The organism is Virgibacillus doumboii, from assembly GCF_902806455.1.
GTDB lineage: Bacteria > Bacillota > Bacilli > Bacillales > Amphibacillaceae > Lentibacillus > Lentibacillus doumboii.
Map to the genome: position 1 here is coordinate 430,661 of NZ_CADCWQ010000002.1, position 19,213 is coordinate 449,873.

At 39.8% G+C, this 19,213-nt stretch carries 22 protein-coding genes and 1 other annotated feature; of the genes, 14 read left to right on the forward strand and 8 right to left on the reverse strand.

Translation table 11 applies throughout. The annotated features are described in order from the left end of the window. Window positions 1–68 precede the first annotated feature (68 nt). Window positions 69–641 carry a CotY/CotZ family spore coat protein gene (locus G6R02_RS18555; RefSeq protein ID WP_164670853.1) on the reverse strand — a complete coding sequence of 191 codons (573 nt, stop codon included), beginning with the start codon at window positions 639–641 and terminating at the stop codon, window positions 69–71. Window positions 642–1,086: 445 nt separating this feature from the next. Between G6R02_RS18555 and G6R02_RS18560 the strand changes: the two genes are divergently transcribed. Further along, window positions 1,087–2,352, forward strand: a complete 1,266-nt coding sequence (locus G6R02_RS18560) for a glycosyltransferase family 2 protein (RefSeq protein ID WP_246202664.1) — start codon at window positions 1,087–1,089, stop codon at window positions 2,350–2,352. Window positions 2,353–2,489: 137 nt separating this feature from the next. On the opposite strand, the gene G6R02_RS18565 is transcribed toward G6R02_RS18560, so the two are convergent. From G6R02_RS18565 to G6R02_RS18585, 5 genes are all read right to left on the reverse strand, one after another. Continuing rightward, the gene (locus G6R02_RS18565; RefSeq protein ID WP_164670855.1) at window positions 2,490–2,702 is read right to left on the reverse strand and encodes a hypothetical protein; all 213 of its coding nucleotides are present in this window, start codon (window positions 2,700–2,702) and stop codon (window positions 2,490–2,492) included. Window positions 2,703–2,718: 16 nt separating this feature from the next. Continuing rightward, window positions 2,719–3,108, reverse strand: a complete 390-nt coding sequence (locus G6R02_RS18570; RefSeq protein WP_164670856.1) for a DUF2642 domain-containing protein — start codon at window positions 3,106–3,108, stop codon at window positions 2,719–2,721. Between the two features lie 164 nt (window positions 3,109–3,272). Beyond that, complete coding sequence (locus G6R02_RS18575; RefSeq protein ID WP_205520254.1) at window positions 3,273–3,701, reverse strand: spore coat protein; 429 nt, start codon at window positions 3,699–3,701, stop codon at window positions 3,273–3,275. A gap of 37 nt (window positions 3,702–3,738) precedes the next feature. Next, complete coding sequence (locus tag G6R02_RS18580; protein ID WP_164670858.1) at window positions 3,739–4,314, reverse strand: spore coat protein; 576 nt, start codon at window positions 4,312–4,314, stop codon at window positions 3,739–3,741. Between the two features lie 134 nt (window positions 4,315–4,448). Further along, complete coding sequence (locus tag G6R02_RS18585) at window positions 4,449–4,667, reverse strand: spore coat protein (protein WP_164670859.1); 219 nt, start codon at window positions 4,665–4,667, stop codon at window positions 4,449–4,451. Between the two features lie 204 nt (window positions 4,668–4,871). Between G6R02_RS18585 and G6R02_RS18590 the strand changes: the two genes are divergently transcribed. After that, complete coding sequence (locus tag G6R02_RS18590; RefSeq protein ID WP_164670860.1) at window positions 4,872–5,735, forward strand: AraC family transcriptional regulator; 864 nt, start codon at window positions 4,872–4,874, stop codon at window positions 5,733–5,735. A 124-nt stretch (window positions 5,736–5,859) separates the two neighbouring features. Further along, complete coding sequence (ddlA, locus tag G6R02_RS18595) at window positions 5,860–6,966, forward strand: D-alanine--D-alanine ligase (RefSeq protein WP_164670861.1); 1,107 nt, start codon at window positions 5,860–5,862, stop codon at window positions 6,964–6,966. Window positions 6,967–7,154: 188 nt separating this feature from the next. On the opposite strand, the gene G6R02_RS18600 is transcribed toward ddlA, so the two are convergent. Beyond that, window positions 7,155–7,715: a nitroreductase family protein gene (locus G6R02_RS18600; protein ID WP_164670862.1), complete on the reverse strand. Its 561-nt coding sequence runs from the start codon at window positions 7,713–7,715 to the stop codon at window positions 7,155–7,157. A gap of 192 nt (window positions 7,716–7,907) precedes the next feature. Between G6R02_RS18600 and G6R02_RS18605 the strand changes: the two genes are divergently transcribed. The 11 genes from G6R02_RS18605 to G6R02_RS18655 all read left to right on the forward strand — a co-directional run bounded on the left by G6R02_RS18605 (window position 7,908) and on the right by G6R02_RS18655 (window position 17,814). Next, window positions 7,908–8,198, forward strand: a complete 291-nt coding sequence (locus G6R02_RS18605) for a cupin domain-containing protein (protein WP_164670863.1) — start codon at window positions 7,908–7,910, stop codon at window positions 8,196–8,198. 93 nt (window positions 8,199–8,291) lie between these two features. Beyond that, complete coding sequence (locus G6R02_RS18610; protein WP_164670864.1) at window positions 8,292–8,741, forward strand: nucleoside deaminase; 450 nt, start codon at window positions 8,292–8,294, stop codon at window positions 8,739–8,741. Window positions 8,742–8,810: 69 nt separating this feature from the next. Continuing rightward, window positions 8,811–9,088, forward strand: a binding site (T-box leader). 118 nt (window positions 9,089–9,206) lie between these two features. Further along, window positions 9,207–10,067, forward strand: a complete 861-nt coding sequence (locus G6R02_RS18615) for an SAM hydrolase/SAM-dependent halogenase family protein (protein ID WP_164670865.1) — start codon at window positions 9,207–9,209, stop codon at window positions 10,065–10,067. Between the two features lie 42 nt (window positions 10,068–10,109). Continuing rightward, window positions 10,110–10,664, forward strand: coding sequence for an ECF-type riboflavin transporter substrate-binding protein (locus G6R02_RS18620; protein WP_164670866.1), 555 nt, complete (start codon window positions 10,110–10,112; stop codon window positions 10,662–10,664). A gap of 57 nt (window positions 10,665–10,721) precedes the next feature. Further along, entirely contained in the window at window positions 10,722–12,437 is a 1,716-nt protein-coding gene (locus tag G6R02_RS18625) for an ABC transporter ATP-binding protein (protein ID WP_164670867.1), read from the forward strand. Beyond that, entirely contained in the window at window positions 12,428–13,258 is an 831-nt protein-coding gene (locus G6R02_RS18630) for an energy-coupling factor transporter transmembrane component T family protein (RefSeq protein WP_164670868.1), read from the forward strand. Before G6R02_RS18625 ends, G6R02_RS18630 begins: the two co-directional genes overlap by 10 nt. Window positions 13,259–13,535: 277 nt before the next feature. Then, the gene (gene abc-f, locus G6R02_RS18635) at window positions 13,536–15,305 is read left to right on the forward strand and encodes a ribosomal protection-like ABC-F family protein (protein ID WP_164670869.1); all 1,770 of its coding nucleotides are present in this window, start codon (window positions 13,536–13,538) and stop codon (window positions 15,303–15,305) included. Between the two features lie 56 nt (window positions 15,306–15,361). Next, window positions 15,362–15,778: a hypothetical protein gene (locus G6R02_RS18640; RefSeq protein ID WP_164670870.1), complete on the forward strand. Its 417-nt coding sequence runs from the start codon at window positions 15,362–15,364 to the stop codon at window positions 15,776–15,778. Beyond that, complete coding sequence (locus G6R02_RS18645) at window positions 15,775–16,638, forward strand: fructosamine kinase family protein (protein ID WP_164670871.1); 864 nt, start codon at window positions 15,775–15,777, stop codon at window positions 16,636–16,638. Before G6R02_RS18640 ends, G6R02_RS18645 begins: the two co-directional genes overlap by 4 nt. Before the next feature lie 119 nt (window positions 16,639–16,757). Next, window positions 16,758–17,210 (forward strand): DUF2269 family protein, encoded by a 453-nt coding sequence (locus G6R02_RS18650; RefSeq protein WP_164670872.1) that lies wholly within the window; start codon window positions 16,758–16,760, stop codon window positions 17,208–17,210. Window positions 17,211–17,283: 73 nt separating this feature from the next. After that, window positions 17,284–17,814, forward strand: a complete 531-nt coding sequence (locus G6R02_RS18655; protein ID WP_164670873.1) for an HD domain-containing protein — start codon at window positions 17,284–17,286, stop codon at window positions 17,812–17,814. 215 nt (window positions 17,815–18,029) lie between these two features. On the opposite strand, the gene G6R02_RS18660 is transcribed toward G6R02_RS18655, so the two are convergent. After that, complete coding sequence (locus G6R02_RS18660) at window positions 18,030–19,049, reverse strand: D-alanyl-D-alanine carboxypeptidase family protein (RefSeq protein ID WP_164670874.1); 1,020 nt, start codon at window positions 19,047–19,049, stop codon at window positions 18,030–18,032. Between the last annotated feature and the right edge of the window lie 164 nt (window positions 19,050–19,213).

Here is a 19,213-nt window from a genome sequence, read left to right on the forward strand (position 1 = left end):
ATAACCTTAATCTTAGGGGCTCTCTTATTCGACTTTCATCAAGTAATACGCTCATGGCTGCATATGGTTTATGCAAAAGGAAAATCATTAACCGATATCGGTGTAACAGGATCCAGGCATGTAATTCCAACAAATTTATTTAAATCCACAGTTAAACATATTCCGGTTGACTGAAAACCAGTAACAGGGTCATCGGCCGGGAAGTAATGTGAAAGTGCACTATGGCTATCCTCTATTTTGGTCATTAAAATCTCACAGTCCGTGACCGGCAAAAGTAATTCCAACCGAACACAACAGTCACTGTCGTCTACAAAACTTTTTGCCCTGAAAATCGGTGTTTCAGCATTACCAAAGAAAGTTCCATCTTCATCAGACATTGGTGCCTGAAATACACCGGTTCCTATAAACGGGTCACAGGATCCTTCGCAATATAGGATGATTGGGATAGTTGTATTTACATTGTTACTATTATTATTGCCTCTCCTCAATTGTTGAATAGCGTCATTACAACCGCTCCGGCAATTATTATTATCGGCAACTTCATCCTGTGCTTTTACAATTTTTTTCACAACGTCACATACACAACCCTTGGAGGAACAATGTTTCTGTTCGGGTATTTTTTTGTGCTTATATTTGCCCAAAATAACCTCTCCTATCATATGAAATATATATCACTAGTTAATATATGTAAGAAAAAGTTGGGGGGTTTGTTTAAGAGTCTATTTCCTTATAAATTGAGCAATGTACACAAGAAGATTCGAATGCATTAGTATCTGTTCACCCATTTAAGCAGAATTGGAAAGCCGGTGATCAGCCGGCCGTCAGGGAGTATATTCATGGGTAAAATCTCAACAAGACCTTGTATCGATTACTGTATGTTATGTATTGGAAACGAATCTGAATCGGCGCTTCTACCAAGAAATTTGCACATTCTATTATTTAGTCTGCTGTTGATAGACGGATGACTGAAAATGACTTATAGTTTTCCTCACTTTTACATTTATGATTCATATACATGAGTAATGGACCATATTATGTCAGTTTAACTGCACAGCGAAGTGTTTTATTTTTGGGAATGGAGGATTTGTGTTGAAAGATATTACCGCTATTCTTGTCCAATATTCAGACCAGGCAGTATTGAATAAGGCTTTAGCCTCTTTAAACAGATTCAGTTCCAGACTGGATAAGGTTATTATTTTTCAGGAGGGTAATCGTTCTTTTAGCAGCGTGAATGCGTACGATTGGTCTAACCGGACACAGTACATTACTTATAATGGTACTGGAAAAGCACTGCGTCAAACCGTAAATACGATAAATAGTCCGTATGTATTATTCCTGCAACGTACAGATTATCTTTCAAGTGCCGCAACTATTCAAATACCTCATCACCATCAGGTTTTAGGAACTTTCCATTCCAATCAGAAAACTGAAGTTCATTTTCCGTTACTTGTTCGTACATCGCTTCTCAAAAGTCATTCTTTTTTAACGTATAATCAGCTGCCTTTCAAAGAAGCCCTGCTCCCCTCCTGGCTTTCAACTGTTGATACTTCTCTGCAGTTGATAGAAAAAGACCTTACGAAGCAAACGAGAAATAATTATTCTACTACCATATTAGAGAAGCAAAAGTTTATGCAGAAATATAATCTGGAGAAGGTTAACACTGGATCCGCAAACCTTTCCGTTATTATTCCAACTTATAATATGGCCGCGTATGTGGAGAATGCTGTTGTTTCCTGTCTTTTACAGAACGAACAATTGGAGGAAATACTTATTATGGATGATGGATCAACGGACGATTCCTATGAACAGATTAGGCGCTGGCATGACGGAAAACAAGTAAAGGTATTTACGAAAGAAAATGGGGGGAAGGCAAGGGCCTTAAACGATTTATTACCTCATGTCACCTCTGACTTTATATTGGAACTTGATGCTGATGACTGGCTTGACCCTGATGCTGTTTCTGAAATAAAAAAACAGCTTTTAAAGCTTCCTGATGATATTTCGGTTCTATATGGTAATTTACGAAAATGGAAACAAATAGATGGCGATGTTCTTTTTAAAAGTATTTCTAAAGGGGTCGCGGTCAAGAGCAGAGCGAATCTGCTGTCATATCGTTTTCCGCTGGGGCCAAGAATCTACCGGACTTCTTTACTTAAAAAGGCGGGAGGATTTCCGGTGATTACATGGAAAGATGGCAGACTTTATGAGGATATCAGTGTATTAAACCGATTAATCAAGAATTCCCGCTTCCAGTACAGTGATTTCACCGTATATAATGTTCGGAAACATAAGGATAGTATTACAAAAGACAATCATTCAAACTGGAAGGACTTCTTGAAAATATTGGAGTAAAGTCAAAAGCATATGTGCGGTTAGTGACTGGGAAAAGAGAACAAACGAGTCCCCACCCAATTCCGGTGAGGACTCGTTTGTTAAAAAACACCCCTGTCTTTAGCCGGGATATTGAAAGGCATTTTACCATCATAGCGTTATACTGCCATGGCAGGAAAACGGATATAGCTGATGGCATCTACTGAAATATACATATTATCATTTTCATAGCCATTATTCACGTCAATTACGAGAACCAAATTTGCAGTAACAGTAGAGAGGATACCTTCGATGAAATTATTTTCGGTAAACACTTCGACCATTGAGCCTGTGCGTGTAGCCAGTTCGGCTGCAAATGTTTCTTCAAACATTTAAATTCCTCCTTTGTTAGTCGCTGATTACTTCAATACTGTCGACAGGAACAAATACTTGTGATCCGTCATCTTCAACTAATACGATATAGTTTTCCCTTACAGCAATTAACGTTCCGCTTACAGGGCCAGCAGGGGTATTGACCTGCACTTGCTCGTTTCGTAATTCAAACAGCAGCTCTCGAAGGGTTGTTGGTTCATCCGGCCCATTATCAGGTCCATTATCTGGATCTCCATTAAAGTCGAAACTAACGCCTGCATTCAAATCTACCCCTGGTAAATCTACGGAAACATTACTTTCTAGGCCGTTGTCATCATTCGAATCTGTATTGTTATCAATTAAATTTTGAGAAAATTGATTGGCCATACGCAACAGATTTCTCTGGCGATTTGTCAGATTAGCCATTTTCATTTCATTCCTTTCGTAAAGTTTATTTTTAGTGGTCTCTTTCTTACACGAGACCAAAAGTAGTTTTAGATACTGCAATACCCTGGAGAGAGGAGATAGATTACCTGGTTGGTACTATACAGATAAATGGTTGATTCCTCTTCCCCGGGAGTTCTACATTACTAAATGTCCAGGGTGGCAACGATGGTAGCAAGAATTTGGAATAACAACTGGATATTAACAGCAATATCCGTGTCTCTTGTTGTAATCTGTATCTCTCTTGATTGCTCGACAATTGTTTTTTGATGATTTCCCTGCCTTGTTCTGATAACTTGTTTTAGATCTTGAAGGATACCATTAGATTGGTTTTCACCAACAGTAATATTAATAACTGCTCCGATTGCTGCCTGAATACCGAGCTGCAGGGAGAATGCTACTTGCCTGTCAGTAGTAGTCACATTTATATCTTCGGAATCCTTAATGATTATCCATTCATCTGATACTTGCTGGTTGGAAACAGATTGGTCAGCATCTTGTGCTATAACTGCATTGTTTTCATCAGTTGTATTATCATCACATTGATCAAGTGCACGCCATTTCGTTTGGGACATATCATTCATCACTCCTTAACTCCTTTCTCCTGAAAATTTATAAGACATCAATCATTACGGCCAATGCTAACAGTAATTGCAGCATAGCTTGAATATTGACTGCCAAATCAGTATCTGTAGTCGTTACCGTAGCGTCTTTAGTGTTATAGATGAAGATTTTCTGTCTATTTATTTGGTCTGCGTTAAAGTGTTGCATAAGCTCTTGTGAAACAGCCTCACCTCGTTCTGAATCACCTACTACAATATTGAGGACCAGCATTATCGCCAACTGTAAACTTGCCTGCAGTGACACTCCGGTTTGTGTGTCCATTGAATCGATCGTGATATTGCAAGACTCTTTTACCCAAATCATTTCGGCGGATTCCTGATCCATAAATGAATATTGACCACCATCCTGTGAAACGGCTGCTTCGGGATCACTGTATAAAACTTCTACAAGATTATTGGTTTCATAGTTGTCAGCGCACGCATTGCATCTGGTTTTGTTTTTTTTAACTTTACAATTACAATCACGACAATAATGTTGATCTGTTTTATGCCGACCTTTATAGTAAAAATATCTATTTTTCCGGTCGTGGGAATGAGAAGTATTAGATTTTCTGTCATATTTCATAGTTAACACTCCTTTCTTTGGTTACTAATAATCTATGGATTTTCCTACTAAAAGACTGTACACATTAACCAGAATCCCACTTTTTTTCAAAATTAAAGAAAACACCTATCATTTGGTGTTTTCTTAATAGACTCTTATTCACTTGTTTTATTAATGTCTTTTTCACCTTTGTTAAATTGATCGACCTGTTTTCTTAAGTCCTCGACCATTTCTTTCAGCATTTGCCTTTGTTCATTTGTTATATTTTGTTTAACTTCTTCCGGTTTAACATTATTCTTTTTGAAAATATCATCAATCAACAGTTTGACTACCTTATCAGGGACTACCTGCTGTTTAGAGAAATCATCTCCCATAATATATTTCACCTGCCTTACATAGAGTACTATATACTATGGTATGGAGGAAATTTTGACTGTATTGTTGTCTATCGTTTTTATAGATGTTGGTTACACAGTGCAGGATATTGTATACTAACGGAAACTGTCTTAAGAAAGCACAAATTAACAGGATAATAGACTCCTGTGCTGCTAGAGTTGAGTTAGAAGGGAAGTTGTCGTATGGAAGGTCTACAGCGAATGACAGACAGTATTGATTATATTGAACGGAATTTGGATGGGGAACTTTATATGGAACATATAGCCGGGATTGCCTGCATGTCCAAATTTCATTACCAGCGAATGTTTCATATGCTGACAGGGGTTACTGTTGCAGAGTATATTCGAAAGCGTCGAATTACACTTGCTGCACAGGATTTGATGCATTCTGATCGTAAAGTAATTGATATCGCGTTGAAATACGGATATGAAACCCCGGAGGCATTTTCAAAAGCATTCCGTAAAATACATGGAGTGAATCCCTCGGCTATACATCAGTCAGGTGAACCGCTGAAGGCCTTTCCGCGACTCTCCTTTCAAATTCAATTAAAGGGTGATGAGGAAATGGATTACCGAATTGTGGAGAAAGAGGCTTTTCAAGTTGTCGGAAAGGGTATTCGTACGAAAACGATTGAAGGGCAGAATCATCGTGACATTCCAGCTTTTTGGGATGAATCCCATCGGAACGGTTTTGCAGCAGCGCTTGAAAAAGACTGCGGGGAAATGGGCGTGCTGGGTATTTGTATGGAGCTTGATATTGAGCATGAAGAACTGACCTATTTCATTTGCTCGGAGAAAAGTGACCAGCATGTGCCGGAAAGCTGGGAGACCAAAGAGATTCCTGCCTCAACATGGGCAGTATTTCCGGTTATCGGTCCAATTCCGGAAGCAATCGAGAAGGTGTGGGAGCGTATATTTGCTGAATGGTTTCCTTCCACAGGATATGAACATAGAAATGCACCGGAGATGGAAGTTTATCCTTCTGATGGCAATGTAACCGCTGAAGACCATCACTGTGAAATCTGGGTTCCGATTGTAAAAAAATAACGGAACACCTTATAGACCTTCTCAGCAGACTTGGATACATTTTTAATTAATTTCTTCTGTTTCAAACAACCCTTTTTGTGCTATTTTAGATATATATGATTTTTATCATAATAAGGGAGTTCTGATGATGAAGAAAAAAGTTGGAATTATTTTTGGCGGGAAATCTGCTGAACACGAAGTATCGTTGCAATCAGCCAAAAATATTGTTGATGCAATTGATAAAGATGAATATGAAGTAGTTCTGATTGGAATTGACAAACAGGGGAAATGGCACATCAATGACCAATCTTCCTATTTAATAAATGCGGAAAACCCGAAATTAATTCAGTTAAATAAATCAAATGATTCGGTGGCAATTGTACCCGGGGAGACGGATAACCAATTAATCCACGCGGAGAATGCAGGCGGATTGGACCAGCTTGATGTTGTATTCCCGATTGTGCACGGAACACTTGGCGAGGACGGCAGCCTGCAGGGAATGATGCGTATTGCAAATCTTCCTTATGTCGGCACAAACGTCCTTGGTTCTTCGATCTGTATGGATAAAGATATTGCTAAACGTTTACTGAAAGCAGCGGGTGTGAATGTTGCCAAAGGCGAGGTCTTTTCCCGTGCGAAGAAGAGTTCAATTGACTTTGATAAGTTGAAGGAGAACATTGGAGTTCCAATGTTCATCAAGCCAGCTAATCAGGGGTCATCTGTAGGAGTCAGTAAAGTGTCATCCAAAGAGGACTTTGATAAGGCTATCGATACAGCATTTCAATATGACCATAAAATCATCGTTGAAGAAACACTTGTCGGCCGTGAAATTGAATGCTCCGTTTTGGGAAATGATGATCCAAAGGCCTCACTGCCGGGTGAAATTTTACCACAGACAGAATTTTACTCGTATGAGTCAAAATATATCGACGAAACCGGAGCAAAGCTGGAGATTCCGGCAGATCTCTCCGATGAAATGGTTAAAAAAGTTCAGGATGCGGCCATTGAAGTATTTCAGACCCTTGAATGTGAAGGCTTAGCCCGTGTAGATTTCTTTTTAACTGATGATAGTGATATCTATGTTAACGAGGTCAATACCTTACCAGGATTTACCCGGATTAGTATGTATCCGAAGCTATGGGAAATAAGCGGAATATCCTATCCGGAATTAATCAATCGTTTGATTGAACTGGCGATTGAGCGTCATCAACAGGACAGTATGCTGAAAAGCGCTGTCTGGGAAGACGAATAAATTGTATGCGAGCCGCCGAAGGTTACAATTGTGCCTTTGGCGGTTGTTTATATTGTAGAGGGAGGGGCACTGTCGAACCCTTGAGACAGTGCCTCTTCTAACATCAGCCCGAGAGCAAAAATATCAACTGGAGAGAAGAAAACATCCCCGACAAAAAAGCGCCATCCAGAAAATGGCGCCTTTCATCATTACCCTTCAAATGTCGAAAATTTCTCGTTAACCGGTTTTCTGCCTTTTTTAATCGGCAATTCGTCAAAATAACCCAGATGGAGAAATCCTGCAATTTTTTCATTCTCGCCCACATTAAGAATTTCTTTTACTTTTGGATCATAGATGTGCGGATTGGTTTTCCAGACAACACCGAGCTGCTGCTCCCAGGCAAGCAGCCAAAAGTTTTGGATCATGCATGCTGTTGCCCCGAAGTTTTCATCCCATTGCTTTTGATTATCGGGGACTTCCATTACAACAACAAGGAAAGCATTTGGCTCATTCAAATATTCCCGGCGATTTTCCTGCCGTTCTTCCGGATAGGTTGCAGCAACTTTTTCTGCAAATGCTTCTTTTCGCTTTGGCCCAACGAAAACAAAGCGCCAAGGCTGCCGGTTTCCATGAGTCGGTGCCCAAACGGCATCTTCCAATAATTCTTTCACTGTCTCTTCCGTTACGGGCTTGTCATTGTAGCCTTTTTTAACAGCCCGGCGTTCACGGATAAGGTTTGCAAGTGCTGTTGATTGTTTTGTCTGTTCCACGTAACAGTCTCCCTTCAAATCCTTTTATGTATATTCGTTTAATTGATAATTATTTTCATTTACATTATAACGAATGGAACATCAAAAATCAAAATAATGTGATGCTCGTCACATTATTAAACAAATTAATAGGATATACTTCAGCTATGTGCTTATTTTTCTCAATACTATCCGGAGGGAGGATTGGCAGGATTGAAGCTAATATCTGTGGACCATGAAATAACGAAGCCTGTATTTTTTACCAGGTTATTCGGCGAAGACAATCGTGAAGTGGTAAATGTGAAATTACAGGAAGGAGAAATCGTAAAAGAACATGATTCCCCGAAGCATGTATTCATTTTTGTGAACAGTGGTGATGTGGAATTTACCGTTTCCGGGGAGAAGCATACGGTTAATGCCGAAACAGTTTTGTACATGGAACCATATGAACGTCATGCGCTAAAAGCTTTAAGTGACGTATCAATTCTCGTTATGAAATGTTAGTCTCAGAGTTATAGCGGGAAAGCAGTTATCTTTACAATGGATAGCTGCTTTAATGTTATACTCGGGAAAAGAAGCTCTAAAGGAGGTTTCCAAATGGATCAGTTTATGGAGCGTGCAGTGGAACTGGCTGCTGAAAATGTTCGTAATGGCGGGGAACCGTTTGGTGCAGTTCTGGTAAAAAATAATAACCTGGTTTCTGAAGGTGTGAACGAATTACATAAGCGTTTTGACATTTCTGCACATGCTGAAATAATGGCGATGCGCAAGGCACAAAAGAAAATGCATACACATGTCCTCGAGGGATATACAATGTATGCGAGCGGTGAGCCCTGTCCAATGTGCATGACAGCAATGTATTTTGCCGGGATTGACAAAATTTATTACTGTGCATCTGTGGAAGATGCTGTTGAAGCAGGTCTCGGAAAGTCAAAAGTAGTTTATGAAGAATTGCAGAAGCCAAAAGAAGACAGGGAAATGCAAATGATTCATATGCCTTTAAAAGAAGGTCAGGAAAATCCAATGGAATTGTGGAAAAAAAAATAACTTGCATTTTAAAAATTATTGGTATATAATTTAAAAAACTTTGAAAATCAAAATGAAATACTTACTTTTTTAAAAACGTTGAAGAGGGAAAGTAAGATATGGTTATTTTTTCTACAGAGAGCTTCGGTAGCTGAAAAGAAGCAAAAAATACGTATCTGAAAAATGGCCTCCGAGTTTCGTGCTGAAACTATCGATCGAGATAGTAGTAGGTTCCGACGAGTTTTGGCACTCGTTATCAATGCCAAAGTATTCAAAGCCACAACAAGGCTTGCGTACTTATTGAGGCTGTGTGTGCAAACATACAGTAAAGTAAGGTGGTACCACGTATATATAACCACGTCCTTACCGAATTTTAAATTCGGCATGGACGTGGTTTTTTGATTTTCAAAAAGAGAATTGGATATTACTGCGCGCGTGATATTCATGAAATCTGTATTAACAAAAAATTAAATGGAGGAATCGAACATGAGTAAAAATTTAGTGCTTCAAACAGACTTTGGATTAAGTGATGGTGCCGTAAGTGCGATGTATGGCGTAGCTTTATCGGTTGCTCCGGGTTTAAGAATCTTTGATTTAACACATGACATTCCCCAATTTAATATTTGGGAAGGTTCTTACCGGCTCTATCAGACCATTTCCTACTGGCCGGAAGAAACCGTATTTGTTTCTGTTGTTGACCCTGGTGTAGGAACCGATCGTTTAAGTGTAGTTGCTAAAACAAAGGAGAACCAATACATTGTTACTCCTGATAACGGCACATTGACACATATTAAACAAAATATTGGAATTACGGCAATTCGGGAGATTGATGAGAAAGTAAATCGTTTGCCTAAATCAGGCGATTCCTATACATTCCACGGCCGTGACGTTTATGCGTACACAGGAGCAAGATTAGCTTCAGGTAAGATTAGCTTTGAGGAAGTAGGCCGGGAGTTGAATGTTGACGATACTATTGAAATTAAGCATAACCAGTCATACATTGATGAAAGTGGCACAATTCATGGAAATATTGATATTCATGATGTTCGTTTCGGTAATCTTTGGACGAATATTGAACATGATTTATTCAAGCAGGCCAATTTCAACTACGGTGATTCGTTTGAAGTCACGATTGCCAATAACACGCGTCAGGTTTATAAAAATATCATGACATTTGGTCGTTCGTTTGCAGACAGTCACCTGGGTGAGCCGCTCATCTATGTGAATTCACTTGATAAATTGGGTGTTGCCATTAACCAGGGATCATTTGCCAAAGCATATCAGATAGAAACAGGGATGAATTGGAAAATAACCATTCGTCGTGCACCTAAAATTATATATAATTAAATATAAATAAATTAAAATAAAAATCAGGGAGGAATTAGAATTATGAGAAGTCAAGGTTTATCAATCAAAACAATCGTAGCTATTGGAATTGGGTCAGCGGTATTTGTTATTTTAGGCCGTTTTGCTTCCATACCATCGGGGATACCGAATACATCTGTTGAAACAGCATATGCTTTTTTAGCACTTATGTCTGTGATCTTTGGTCCTATTGCAGGCGGATTAATTGGTTTTATCGGTCATGCATTGAAAGATGCGATCTTTTATGGCACCCCGTGGTGGAGCTGGGTTGTTGTGTCAGCTTTTGTAGGTTTCGGAATCGGGTTGTTCACCAGAAAAATTAAAGTCGACGAAGGTGTATTTGGCACAAAACAAATTGTCTTATTTAACATCGTGCAGGCAGTTATTCAGGCTGTCGGCTGGTTCCTGATCGCTCCGATACTTGATATCGTGATTTATGCAGAGCCGGCTAACAAAGTATTTACCCAGGGAATTTTCGCCGGAATTTCAAACATTGTAACGGTCGGAATTATTGGTACAATTTTAATTGCAACCTACGCAAAAACCCAGGGGAAAAGTGACTCTTTAGCGAAGGAATAACAGCAAAAACAGGAAAGAAGACACGAGAAATACAATATCCAATCAGGAGTTTTTGTCATGAAAAGGCCAATCATTCATTTTGACGATTACACATTTAAATATCGCAGTCAGCAGGAACCGACACTCCATAACATTGATCTCACTATTTATGAGGGAGAAAAAGTATTGATTGTAGGTCCTTCTGGATCAGGGAAAAGCACAATCGGCCATGCGATTAATGGCCTTGTGCCTTTTTCCTATAAAGGGAAAGTGTCAGGAAGCTTAAAAATAAAAGGCAGAGAAGCACGGGATTTCGATATCTTCACCTTAGCCAAAATGGTTGGTACCGTCTTACAGGACCCTGATGGCCAGTTTATTGGACTTTCAGTGGGGGAAGACATTGCCTTTTCTTTGGAGAATGATCGAGTACAACAGGCTGAAATAATTCAGCGTGTAAACAGTGTAGCCAAGCTTGTCGATATTAAATCACACCTTGACCACGCTCCTCATGAACTCTCAGGTGGACAAAAGCAGCGCGTGTCCCTCGGTGGTGTCATGGTTGATGAGGTGGATATTTTATTGTTTGATGAACCACTGGCAAATCTTGATCCGGCCACTGGAGAGCATGCAATTGAGCTCATCGATCATATCCAAAAGGAATCAGAAAAGACAGTGATTATTATCGAACACAGACTGGAGGATGTTCTTCATGCCAAGGTGGATCGAGTAGTAGTTATTGATGAAGGTCGTGTTATTTCAAATGGTACACCGGATGAGGTCTTGGCTTCAGGGGTTTTGGAAGAAACATATATACGTGAACCTCTGTATGTGAAAGCAGCTAAGTATGCGGGATGTGAAATTACCAGAGACATGCAGCCCGCCTATCTTGATACCTTTGATATTAAGGCATGTAAACCATCTTTTGATGCATGGGTTGAAAATGCAGCGAAGCCTGATAAGAACCAAATTAATAACCCTATTCTGGAACTTCAGCATGTGAATTTTAATTATCAACTGAATCAACCGGTACTTCAGGATATTTCTTTTACTGTACACCAAGGAGAAATGGTCAGTATTGTTGGAAAAAATGGCGCTGGAAAGTCGACATTATCCAAGCTCATTTGCGGCTTCGAAAAGATAGAAAGCGGAAAGATCCTGTATCATGAAAAAGATATAACAAATGATACGATTCGACAGCGTGCCGAAAGGATTGGTATGGTGATGCAGAATCCGAATCAGATGATTTCCAAACATTTGATTTATGATGAAGTAGCACTTGGCTTGCAATTGCGTGGTGTAGTTGAAAATGAAGTGAGAACACGCGTGGAAGATACACTGAAAATTTGCGGGCTTTATCCTTTTCGTAATTGGCCAATTTCCGCACTCAGTTTTGGTCAGAAAAAGCGGGTTACCATTGCTTCCATCCTGGTCCTGAATCCGGAAGTCCTTATTCTTGATGAACCGACAGCAGGACAGGATCTACGCCATTACACGGATATTATGGAATTTCTCGTTTCGTTAAATAAAGTACAGGGGATTACGGTTATCATGATTACGCATGATATGCATCTAATGCTGGAATATACACCAAGAGCAATTACGATTGCTGATGGCAGGATCATTGCGGACACTACAGCCGTTGATGTTTTGACAAACGAGGAAGTTATTGCTGAGGCAAACTTGAAAAAGACATCACTTTTTGATCTGGCAGTACGTGCTGAGCTTGATGATCCATATGCATTTATTAATAGATTTATAGCGTATGACAGGGGTGTGAAAGCAACATGGCAGTAGAGATGCTTTCTTATATTGAGCGTGAATCACCTATCCATCGTCTCTCAGGTCTGACAAAATTGGTCGTTTTCCTGATGTGGTCTTCAGCTGCGATGCTAACCTATGATACGAGGGTGTTAGTATTTTTACTAGTCGCCAGTCTTATCATCTTTAAACTATCAAAAATTCAGCTTAAAGATGTCGCTTTTGTCCTTTTATTCATTTTATTTTTCCTGTTACTAAACAATATTGCCATTTACATTTTCTCACCACAGCAAGGTGTGAAAATTTATGGTACAAGTCATGTATTATTTGAGATCATTGGCAGATATAATCTTACATTGGAGCAAGTTTTTTATCAGATCAATGTAACACTGAAATATTTTGTTGTAATTCCTGCAGCTTTATTATTCATTGTTACAACACATCCAAGTGAATTTGCTGCGTCGCTTAACAAAATCGGAATCAGCTATAAAATTTCTTATTCCGTATCACTGGCATTGCGTTATATACCAGATATTCAGCGTGAATTCCGGTCGATTTCACATGCGCAACAGGCGCGCGGTATTGATTTATCAAGGAATGAAAAGTTGTTCAAGCGAATAAAAAATGCAACAGCCATTATTATGCCGCTTATTTTATCAAGTCTTGAAAGAATCGAAGTGATTAGTAACGCAATGGAACTTCGTGGCTTCGGCAAGCATAAGAAACGCACATGGTACAGTACAAAACCTTTTCACAAAGCAGATTGGATCACCGTTATCACAAGTATCTTAATTCTGATTATTACGCTAATAATTACCTTCCATGACGGAGCAAGGTTTTATAACCCGTTTCAATGAGAATTGACATTGCAATACCACTTCCGTATGATAAAAGAAACATAATTTGAAGGAGGACCTATCCGATAATGAAGTAAACCCACGTTTTCCAACCAATGTTTGAATACACTCAAACGAACGTTTCTGCCTGCATGAAACGAATGGGATACGTGTGTGCACTTTTTCCGGATAACCTCCATTTCGATAGTTTTAGAAAACAGGTATATCCTTATTTCCATTGTACCCATTCACAGGCAGAAACCTGTGATTTTTTTATTGAAAAAATGGGGGTATGGTTATGTTTGTTTTTAAAGCAAAAGGTCTCAGTAAAGAATGGAACGGTAAAACACTTTTTCAAAACGTTGATATCGAATTGCGTAAGGGTGAGCATGTTGCATTATTTGGACGAAATGGAACAGGAAAAACAACCCTTTTGAATGGACTGCTTGGAAAAATTCAATTCGATTCGGGTACTGTGCAGTGCCTTGTTCCCTCGGATGACTGGGGTGTGCTTGAACAAAATCCGGATGTCGACTCACAGCTTACAACGCTGGAATTTGTACAACAGGCAGCCGGGAAGGTTTATCATTTAAAAAAACAACTCGATAAAATGCATACACAGACTGGTTTCAATATGGAAACGTATGAACAAGTCTACAATGCGTTTTTGGCACTTGACGGATTTAGTTTGGAAACAGAGGCAGAAGCGGCACTGCAGCAGGTGAACTTGTCTTCATCTGTATGGGAAAATTCATATCATGAGCTGAGCGGCGGGCAAAAAACGCGGGCGCAGCTGGCACGGCTTATCCTGCAGAATCCTGCATGCATCATCATGGATGAACCTACAAACCATTTGGATAAAGAAACAACCGAATGGCTGGAGAATTGGTTTATTAACTATTCCGGTGCGGTATTGTTTGTCTCGCATGATCGTTATTTTCTGGATTGTACAGCTGATGCTATTTATGAGTTGAATAGTGATGGCTGCAGGCGTTATGAAGGTGGATATGCTTCATACAGGAGTCAAAAAGAAGTTGAACAACGTACGCAGGAATCCATTTATCGGAAGCAGGAGCAGCGAAAAGAAGAATTACTCAAGACGATTCGCAATTACCAGCAGTGGTTTCAGCAGGCACATAAAGCAGCCGGGCAAGATGATTTTGCAAGAGCGAAAGCGAAGAAAAATGTGTCACGGTTTAAGGCAAAAGAGAAGGAATTGGAACGCCTGGAAAATAACAAAGTTCAGAAACCCCAGGCCGATAAGAAGCTAAATGTTCAATTGGATGGAAGCTCCTTCTCAGCAAAAAGACTTCTGCAAATCGAGGACCTGTCGTTCTCTCACAGTAAGGATCAGATGCTTTTTTCCAACTTAAATACCTCGATTTACAGAGGGGATCGGATTGGCGTTATTGGCGAGAACGGTACAGGCAAATCGACGCTGTTAAAGCTGATTTCCGGAAAACTAACCCCAGATAAAGGAAAGATTAAGTTGAATCCGCAAACAAGAATCGGTTATTTTGCCCAGGAACTTGAAAATCTTGATGAAGGGAAGACGATTCTGGAAAGTATGCTCGAATTGCCTAATATGACCCAATCGGAAGCACGAACGATTCTCGGATGTTTTTTATTTTCAAGAGAGGCTGTATTCAAAAAGATTTCTTCCTTAAGCATGGGTGAAAAATGCCGGGTTGCCTTCCTCCATCTGTACTTCAGCAATGCGAATCTATTAGTTTTGGATGAACCGACGAATTTTTTCGATATAGATACGAAGGAAATCATTGAGGGTGTTTTACAGGAGTACCCTGGAGCATTGGTCATTGTTTCGCATGATCGGTATTTAATCAAAAAAACTGCGAATCGAATTATTGAGCTTGGTGATCGAGACGTCGTTGATTACGAAGGAGATTATCAGTCATTCCTGGAGCATAAAAACAACCCAGGTAAGGAGAATGATATCCGTGAACTGGAACTGATGCTGACCCGGTTGATGAGCACCGAAGCAGAAACGGATGAAGAACAGGAACGGATTCTTGCTGAAATCAAAAGAATCCGGCAATTGCTCGGGTGATAGGCAATGACTTTCGTGATAGGATAGGTAATAGAAGTGTGCCGAGGGGGAGTATCATGTTAAAAAAGCTGTATTACACAAGGGACATAACGTTGGCAGCATTACTGGGGTCGGCTGTTACGTTGTTAGTTTTTATTGCTGAAGGTCTTATGAGAAATAGCTCAGATTTAAATGCATTAGTCACACAATCTATTATTGTAGTTGTATTGTACTTTATTATATTTTTCATCGCCTACTTTCTATTGATTAATCCGTTCTATGATTCATTAATTCGAAATGTAAGTGTCATGTTGACGGCAATTATCATTCTGGCAATTGCAAACGTGATACTAGTTGCCGGACTGTATGTAGATACATCCCGGACGTTTATCGAAGTGGTTATGGATAATCTTGGATTGTTTTTGGCTGTTAATATATCGATTATTTTCTTTTCCTGGAAAAAGCAGATACGGAAAGGAGCATCAAAACAATGAGTAAAGTCATCGAGCAAGCATTACATATGGCAGGAGATTCTTCACCGATTAAACAGATCAGGCAATCCTTTGGCGGTTCGATTAATGAGAGTTTTTTTGTCGAAACCGATGAAAGAATATATTTTGTGAAATATCATAATAATGCACCGGAGCGGTTTTTTGAATTGGAAGCAAAGGGTCTTGAATTAATCAGGGAAACAAACACCATTTCTGTGCCTGAAGTGCTGGCATACTCGGATGAAAAAAATAATGCATTTCTTGTGATGGAATGGGTGGAAGGTCAAAAGGCACCGGATACAGAATATAAGCTTGGTGAACGCATAGCGGCAATGCATCAAACGGTTGGTGAGCGGCATGGTTTTACTGATGATACATTCATTGGTATTTTGCCACAGCCGAATGGTTTATTTTCAAGCTGGCTGGAATATTATCGTGATCAGAGACTTGCCGCACAGCTCGAGATGGGTGCCACACAAGGCAGTATAAAAGGAAAAAGGCGGACCCGTCTGGAAAAATTGCTGGCTAATTTGGAAAAATGGGTGCCTGACAATGTTGAGCCATCGTACTTGCACGGTGATTTGTGCGGAGGAAACTGGCTGGTTGGAGCTGCAGGAAATCCGTATGTGATTGATCCATCCTTTTTATACGGAGACCGACATTTTGAATTAGCTTTTACCGAGTTGTTCGGTGGCTATTCGCGGGATTTTTATCAGGCTTATCAGGAGCGTTTTCCTCTGGCGGATTACTATGAAACGATCAAACCATTGTATCAGCTTTATTATTTGCTCGTTCATTTGAATATTTTCGGGGAACCTTATGGCCCACGTGTAGATGCGGTTTTGAAACAATATATAGAGTGACAGTTCCGACACAAAGTTGCTACAAAACAGTGTACAAATGTGTGGAATGTCACAGTCCGGGAATTTCTGATCGTGTATCATTATAGTACACGAAGATATACCGGCAGGGGGCAATTAAAATGACATTTTATGAGTTATTAGTGTTTATTCATGTTTTTTCAGCAATATTGGGGATGGGACCCGGGTTTGTCATGATTTATATTGTGACAAAAGCGGAGACGATGACAGAATTGAAACATGCGTATATTATCCGTAATCGGCTCCATATTTTTGTGATGGTCGGTGGAACACTCCTCCTGATAACAGGATTATGGATGGGCTTTTTAAACAGCTATCTGTTCCAGCAGGGGTGGTATGTTACCAGTCTGGTGTTATTTTTAATTGCATTGGGTTTCGGCCCGACTGTTCTTTCACCAAGATCCAAGCCGATAAAAGCATTGCTGAAGGAACAGCAGGGTGATGAAATCCCCGGTGAATATTTCATTCTTTCAAAAAAACTATTTTTCTATGAGCGAATCGAAAATGTCATCTTTTTAATTGTGATTGCATTGATGATTTTGAAGCCTTTTTAGGATATAATGTTTCAAATGGATAAAAAAAGGTTATTATCCATTGGAAGTATATCTTTTTGAGGGGAGTGACATGATGCGGACTGTTACACTGGAAGACGTATTTACACACCCAGTTACACAGAAAAGCCTTAAGCGTTCAGGAATTGCCCACGCGATAGCAGTTGCCGAGTATGCTTATATGTTTGCCAAAAGATACGGCGTAAACGTTGACCACGCAACGAAAGCGGCGCTTTTACACGATGTTGGCCATTATGAGTGGTACCGTGATGGGGAATGGGATTATGATTTGTATAAAGAAAGTGATATTCATGCGATTAAAGGAGCCAATCGTGCACATAAACTGCTGATCCGGATTGGCGAGGACCGTAACGCGGCAAAAGAAATCGCTGTAGCTATTTTGCTGCACACAGATTCGTATTTGCCAAAGGGTGAATTGAAATTAAAGCCGCTGCAGCAGGTTGTTGCCCTTGCTGACGAAGCTGATGAGGAAGCAGGTGGCAACCATCATTACAAAACAATTGAAAACCATGTTGCTCTGGAACGTATTCGGGCGCTGGATATACGGATTGATAGTGAAGTGAGGACCGCTCCTGGAATTTTATAGCCTTCACTTTTTTAATAGCTGCACTTATGTCAGATCATCGGCAGAAGAATAAAAACATCAGCAGATTAGCCGGAATATCGGCAGAACAGCAGAAACATCGGCAAAAGAAATATATCTTTCCAGTGCAAATATATCAACCCCACAAGAAAAAAGTCATCCCGAAGTACAAGTATAAAAAAAGCGCACATTACAAAATGTACGCTTTTACAAATAATTTATTTTACCCCTAAATATTCCTCAAGTGTAATTCTTTTTTCCGTAATTTCCATAGCTGCCTCCTGCCCTACATAACGCAGATGCCATGGCTCATATTGATATTGGGTTATTTCTTCCTTCCCTTTTGGATAACGAATAATAAAGCCATATTCACCGGCGTGCTGCTGCAACCATTTTCCTTCGTCTGTCTTGCCAAATTCAACAATTAATTTAAAGCCAACATCCTGACTTGTTACATCCATCGTCAGACCGGATTGGTGTTCACTTTCCCCTGGACGTGCACTGAAATTATTAGCAGCTTCCTCACCGTATGCTTCAACATTAGATGCAAAGATGGCATCCTGTCTGTCATATGATCTGTATCCGGATTGTGCAAATAATTTAAGACCAGCATTATCAGCAGCCTGGAACATGTCCTCAAGTGCAGTTGCTGCTACCTGACGCATTTGTTTTTTCGGCAAAAATTCTTCAAACGGGAATAGGACATCCGGAACAACCAGATTTTTTGGTACAAAATCTGCTGGTAAAGCATGTTCTTTATTTACAAGTGTCAGAATTTCATGTGGGTTACTTACAACGCTTTTATCATTATCAGGTTTTGCCAGAGCTGATGCAGGTTTTGCCGCAGCATCGCTTTCAAGAGATTTCTTTAACGCTTCTTTAGTAGCAGTATCATAAACGCCAGTAGGTAATATGGCATCCTGCTGCAATTGAAAGTCTGTAAGGGCCCAGGTTGTAATCACATCAAACGTGCCATTTACAGATAAGGAATACCCTAATTCGTTAAGGATCTCCTGCAACGATTCAACAGCATCTCCCTGATCTGTTTTGTGCAAGGTAGTTTTTGGCAGCTCCGGAGTATTTTCTTCTGGTGCTTCTTTATTAGTTGTATCTTCTTTTTCACTGCTTGGTGCTGGTTCAGCTGTTTGGTCGTTATTTGATTCGTCATCGCCACATGCGGTGATTATAAATAATAGGGCAAACAGTGCTAAAGCAGCTGCCAGTTTTTTGTTGAACATTGTTTTCTCTCCCCGTTATTTCTTGTTGTTCATATCTAATATCGTTTGTGAACATAAAAAAGTGGCATAATTTAGCGAAATATTTTTTTATAATAATGACACCTTTTGTTCCTGAGCTTCGATTATAGTAGTGATAGAATCTATATTTTTTACGTCCATTAACC

Coding starts and splice junctions, on each gene's coding strand:
- G6R02_RS18565 (WP_164670855.1), bottom strand. CDS start 2,702: ATGTTTGAAGAAACATTTGCAGCCGAACTGGCTACACGCACAGGCTCA.
- G6R02_RS18575 (WP_205520254.1), bottom strand. CDS start 3,701: ATGTCCCAAACGAAATGGCGTGCACTTGATCAATGTGATGATAATACA.
- G6R02_RS18590 (WP_164670860.1), top strand. CDS start 4,872: ATGGAAGGTCTACAGCGAATGACAGACAGTATTGATTATATTGAACGG.
- G6R02_RS18585 (WP_164670859.1), bottom strand. CDS start 4,667: ATGGGAGATGATTTCTCTAAACAGCAGGTAGTCCCTGATAAGGTAGTC.
- G6R02_RS18615 (WP_164670865.1), top strand. CDS start 9,207: ATGAGTAAAAATTTAGTGCTTCAAACAGACTTTGGATTAAGTGATGGT.
- ddlA (WP_164670861.1), top strand. CDS start 5,860: ATGATGAAGAAAAAAGTTGGAATTATTTTTGGCGGGAAATCTGCTGAA.
- G6R02_RS18655 (WP_164670873.1), top strand. CDS start 17,284: ATGCGGACTGTTACACTGGAAGACGTATTTACACACCCAGTTACACAG.
- G6R02_RS18650 (WP_164670872.1), top strand. CDS start 16,758: ATGACATTTTATGAGTTATTAGTGTTTATTCATGTTTTTTCAGCAATA.
- G6R02_RS18580 (WP_164670858.1), bottom strand. CDS start 4,314: ATGAAATATGACAGAAAATCTAATACTTCTCATTCCCACGACCGGAAA.
- G6R02_RS18610 (WP_164670864.1), top strand. CDS start 8,292: ATGGATCAGTTTATGGAGCGTGCAGTGGAACTGGCTGCTGAAAATGTT.
- G6R02_RS18620 (WP_164670866.1), top strand. CDS start 10,110: ATGAGAAGTCAAGGTTTATCAATCAAAACAATCGTAGCTATTGGAATT.
- G6R02_RS18570 (WP_164670856.1), bottom strand. CDS start 3,108: ATGGCTAATCTGACAAATCGCCAGAGAAATCTGTTGCGTATGGCCAAT.
- G6R02_RS18630 (WP_164670868.1), top strand. CDS start 12,428: ATGGCAGTAGAGATGCTTTCTTATATTGAGCGTGAATCACCTATCCAT.
- G6R02_RS18645 (WP_164670871.1), top strand. CDS start 15,775: ATGAGTAAAGTCATCGAGCAAGCATTACATATGGCAGGAGATTCTTCA.
- G6R02_RS18640 (WP_164670870.1), top strand. CDS start 15,362: ATGTTAAAAAAGCTGTATTACACAAGGGACATAACGTTGGCAGCATTA.
- G6R02_RS18625 (WP_164670867.1), top strand. CDS start 10,722: ATGAAAAGGCCAATCATTCATTTTGACGATTACACATTTAAATATCGC.
- abc-f (WP_164670869.1), top strand. CDS start 13,536: ATGTTTGTTTTTAAAGCAAAAGGTCTCAGTAAAGAATGGAACGGTAAA.
- G6R02_RS18660 (WP_164670874.1), bottom strand. CDS start 19,049: ATGTTCAACAAAAAACTGGCAGCTGCTTTAGCACTGTTTGCCCTATTA.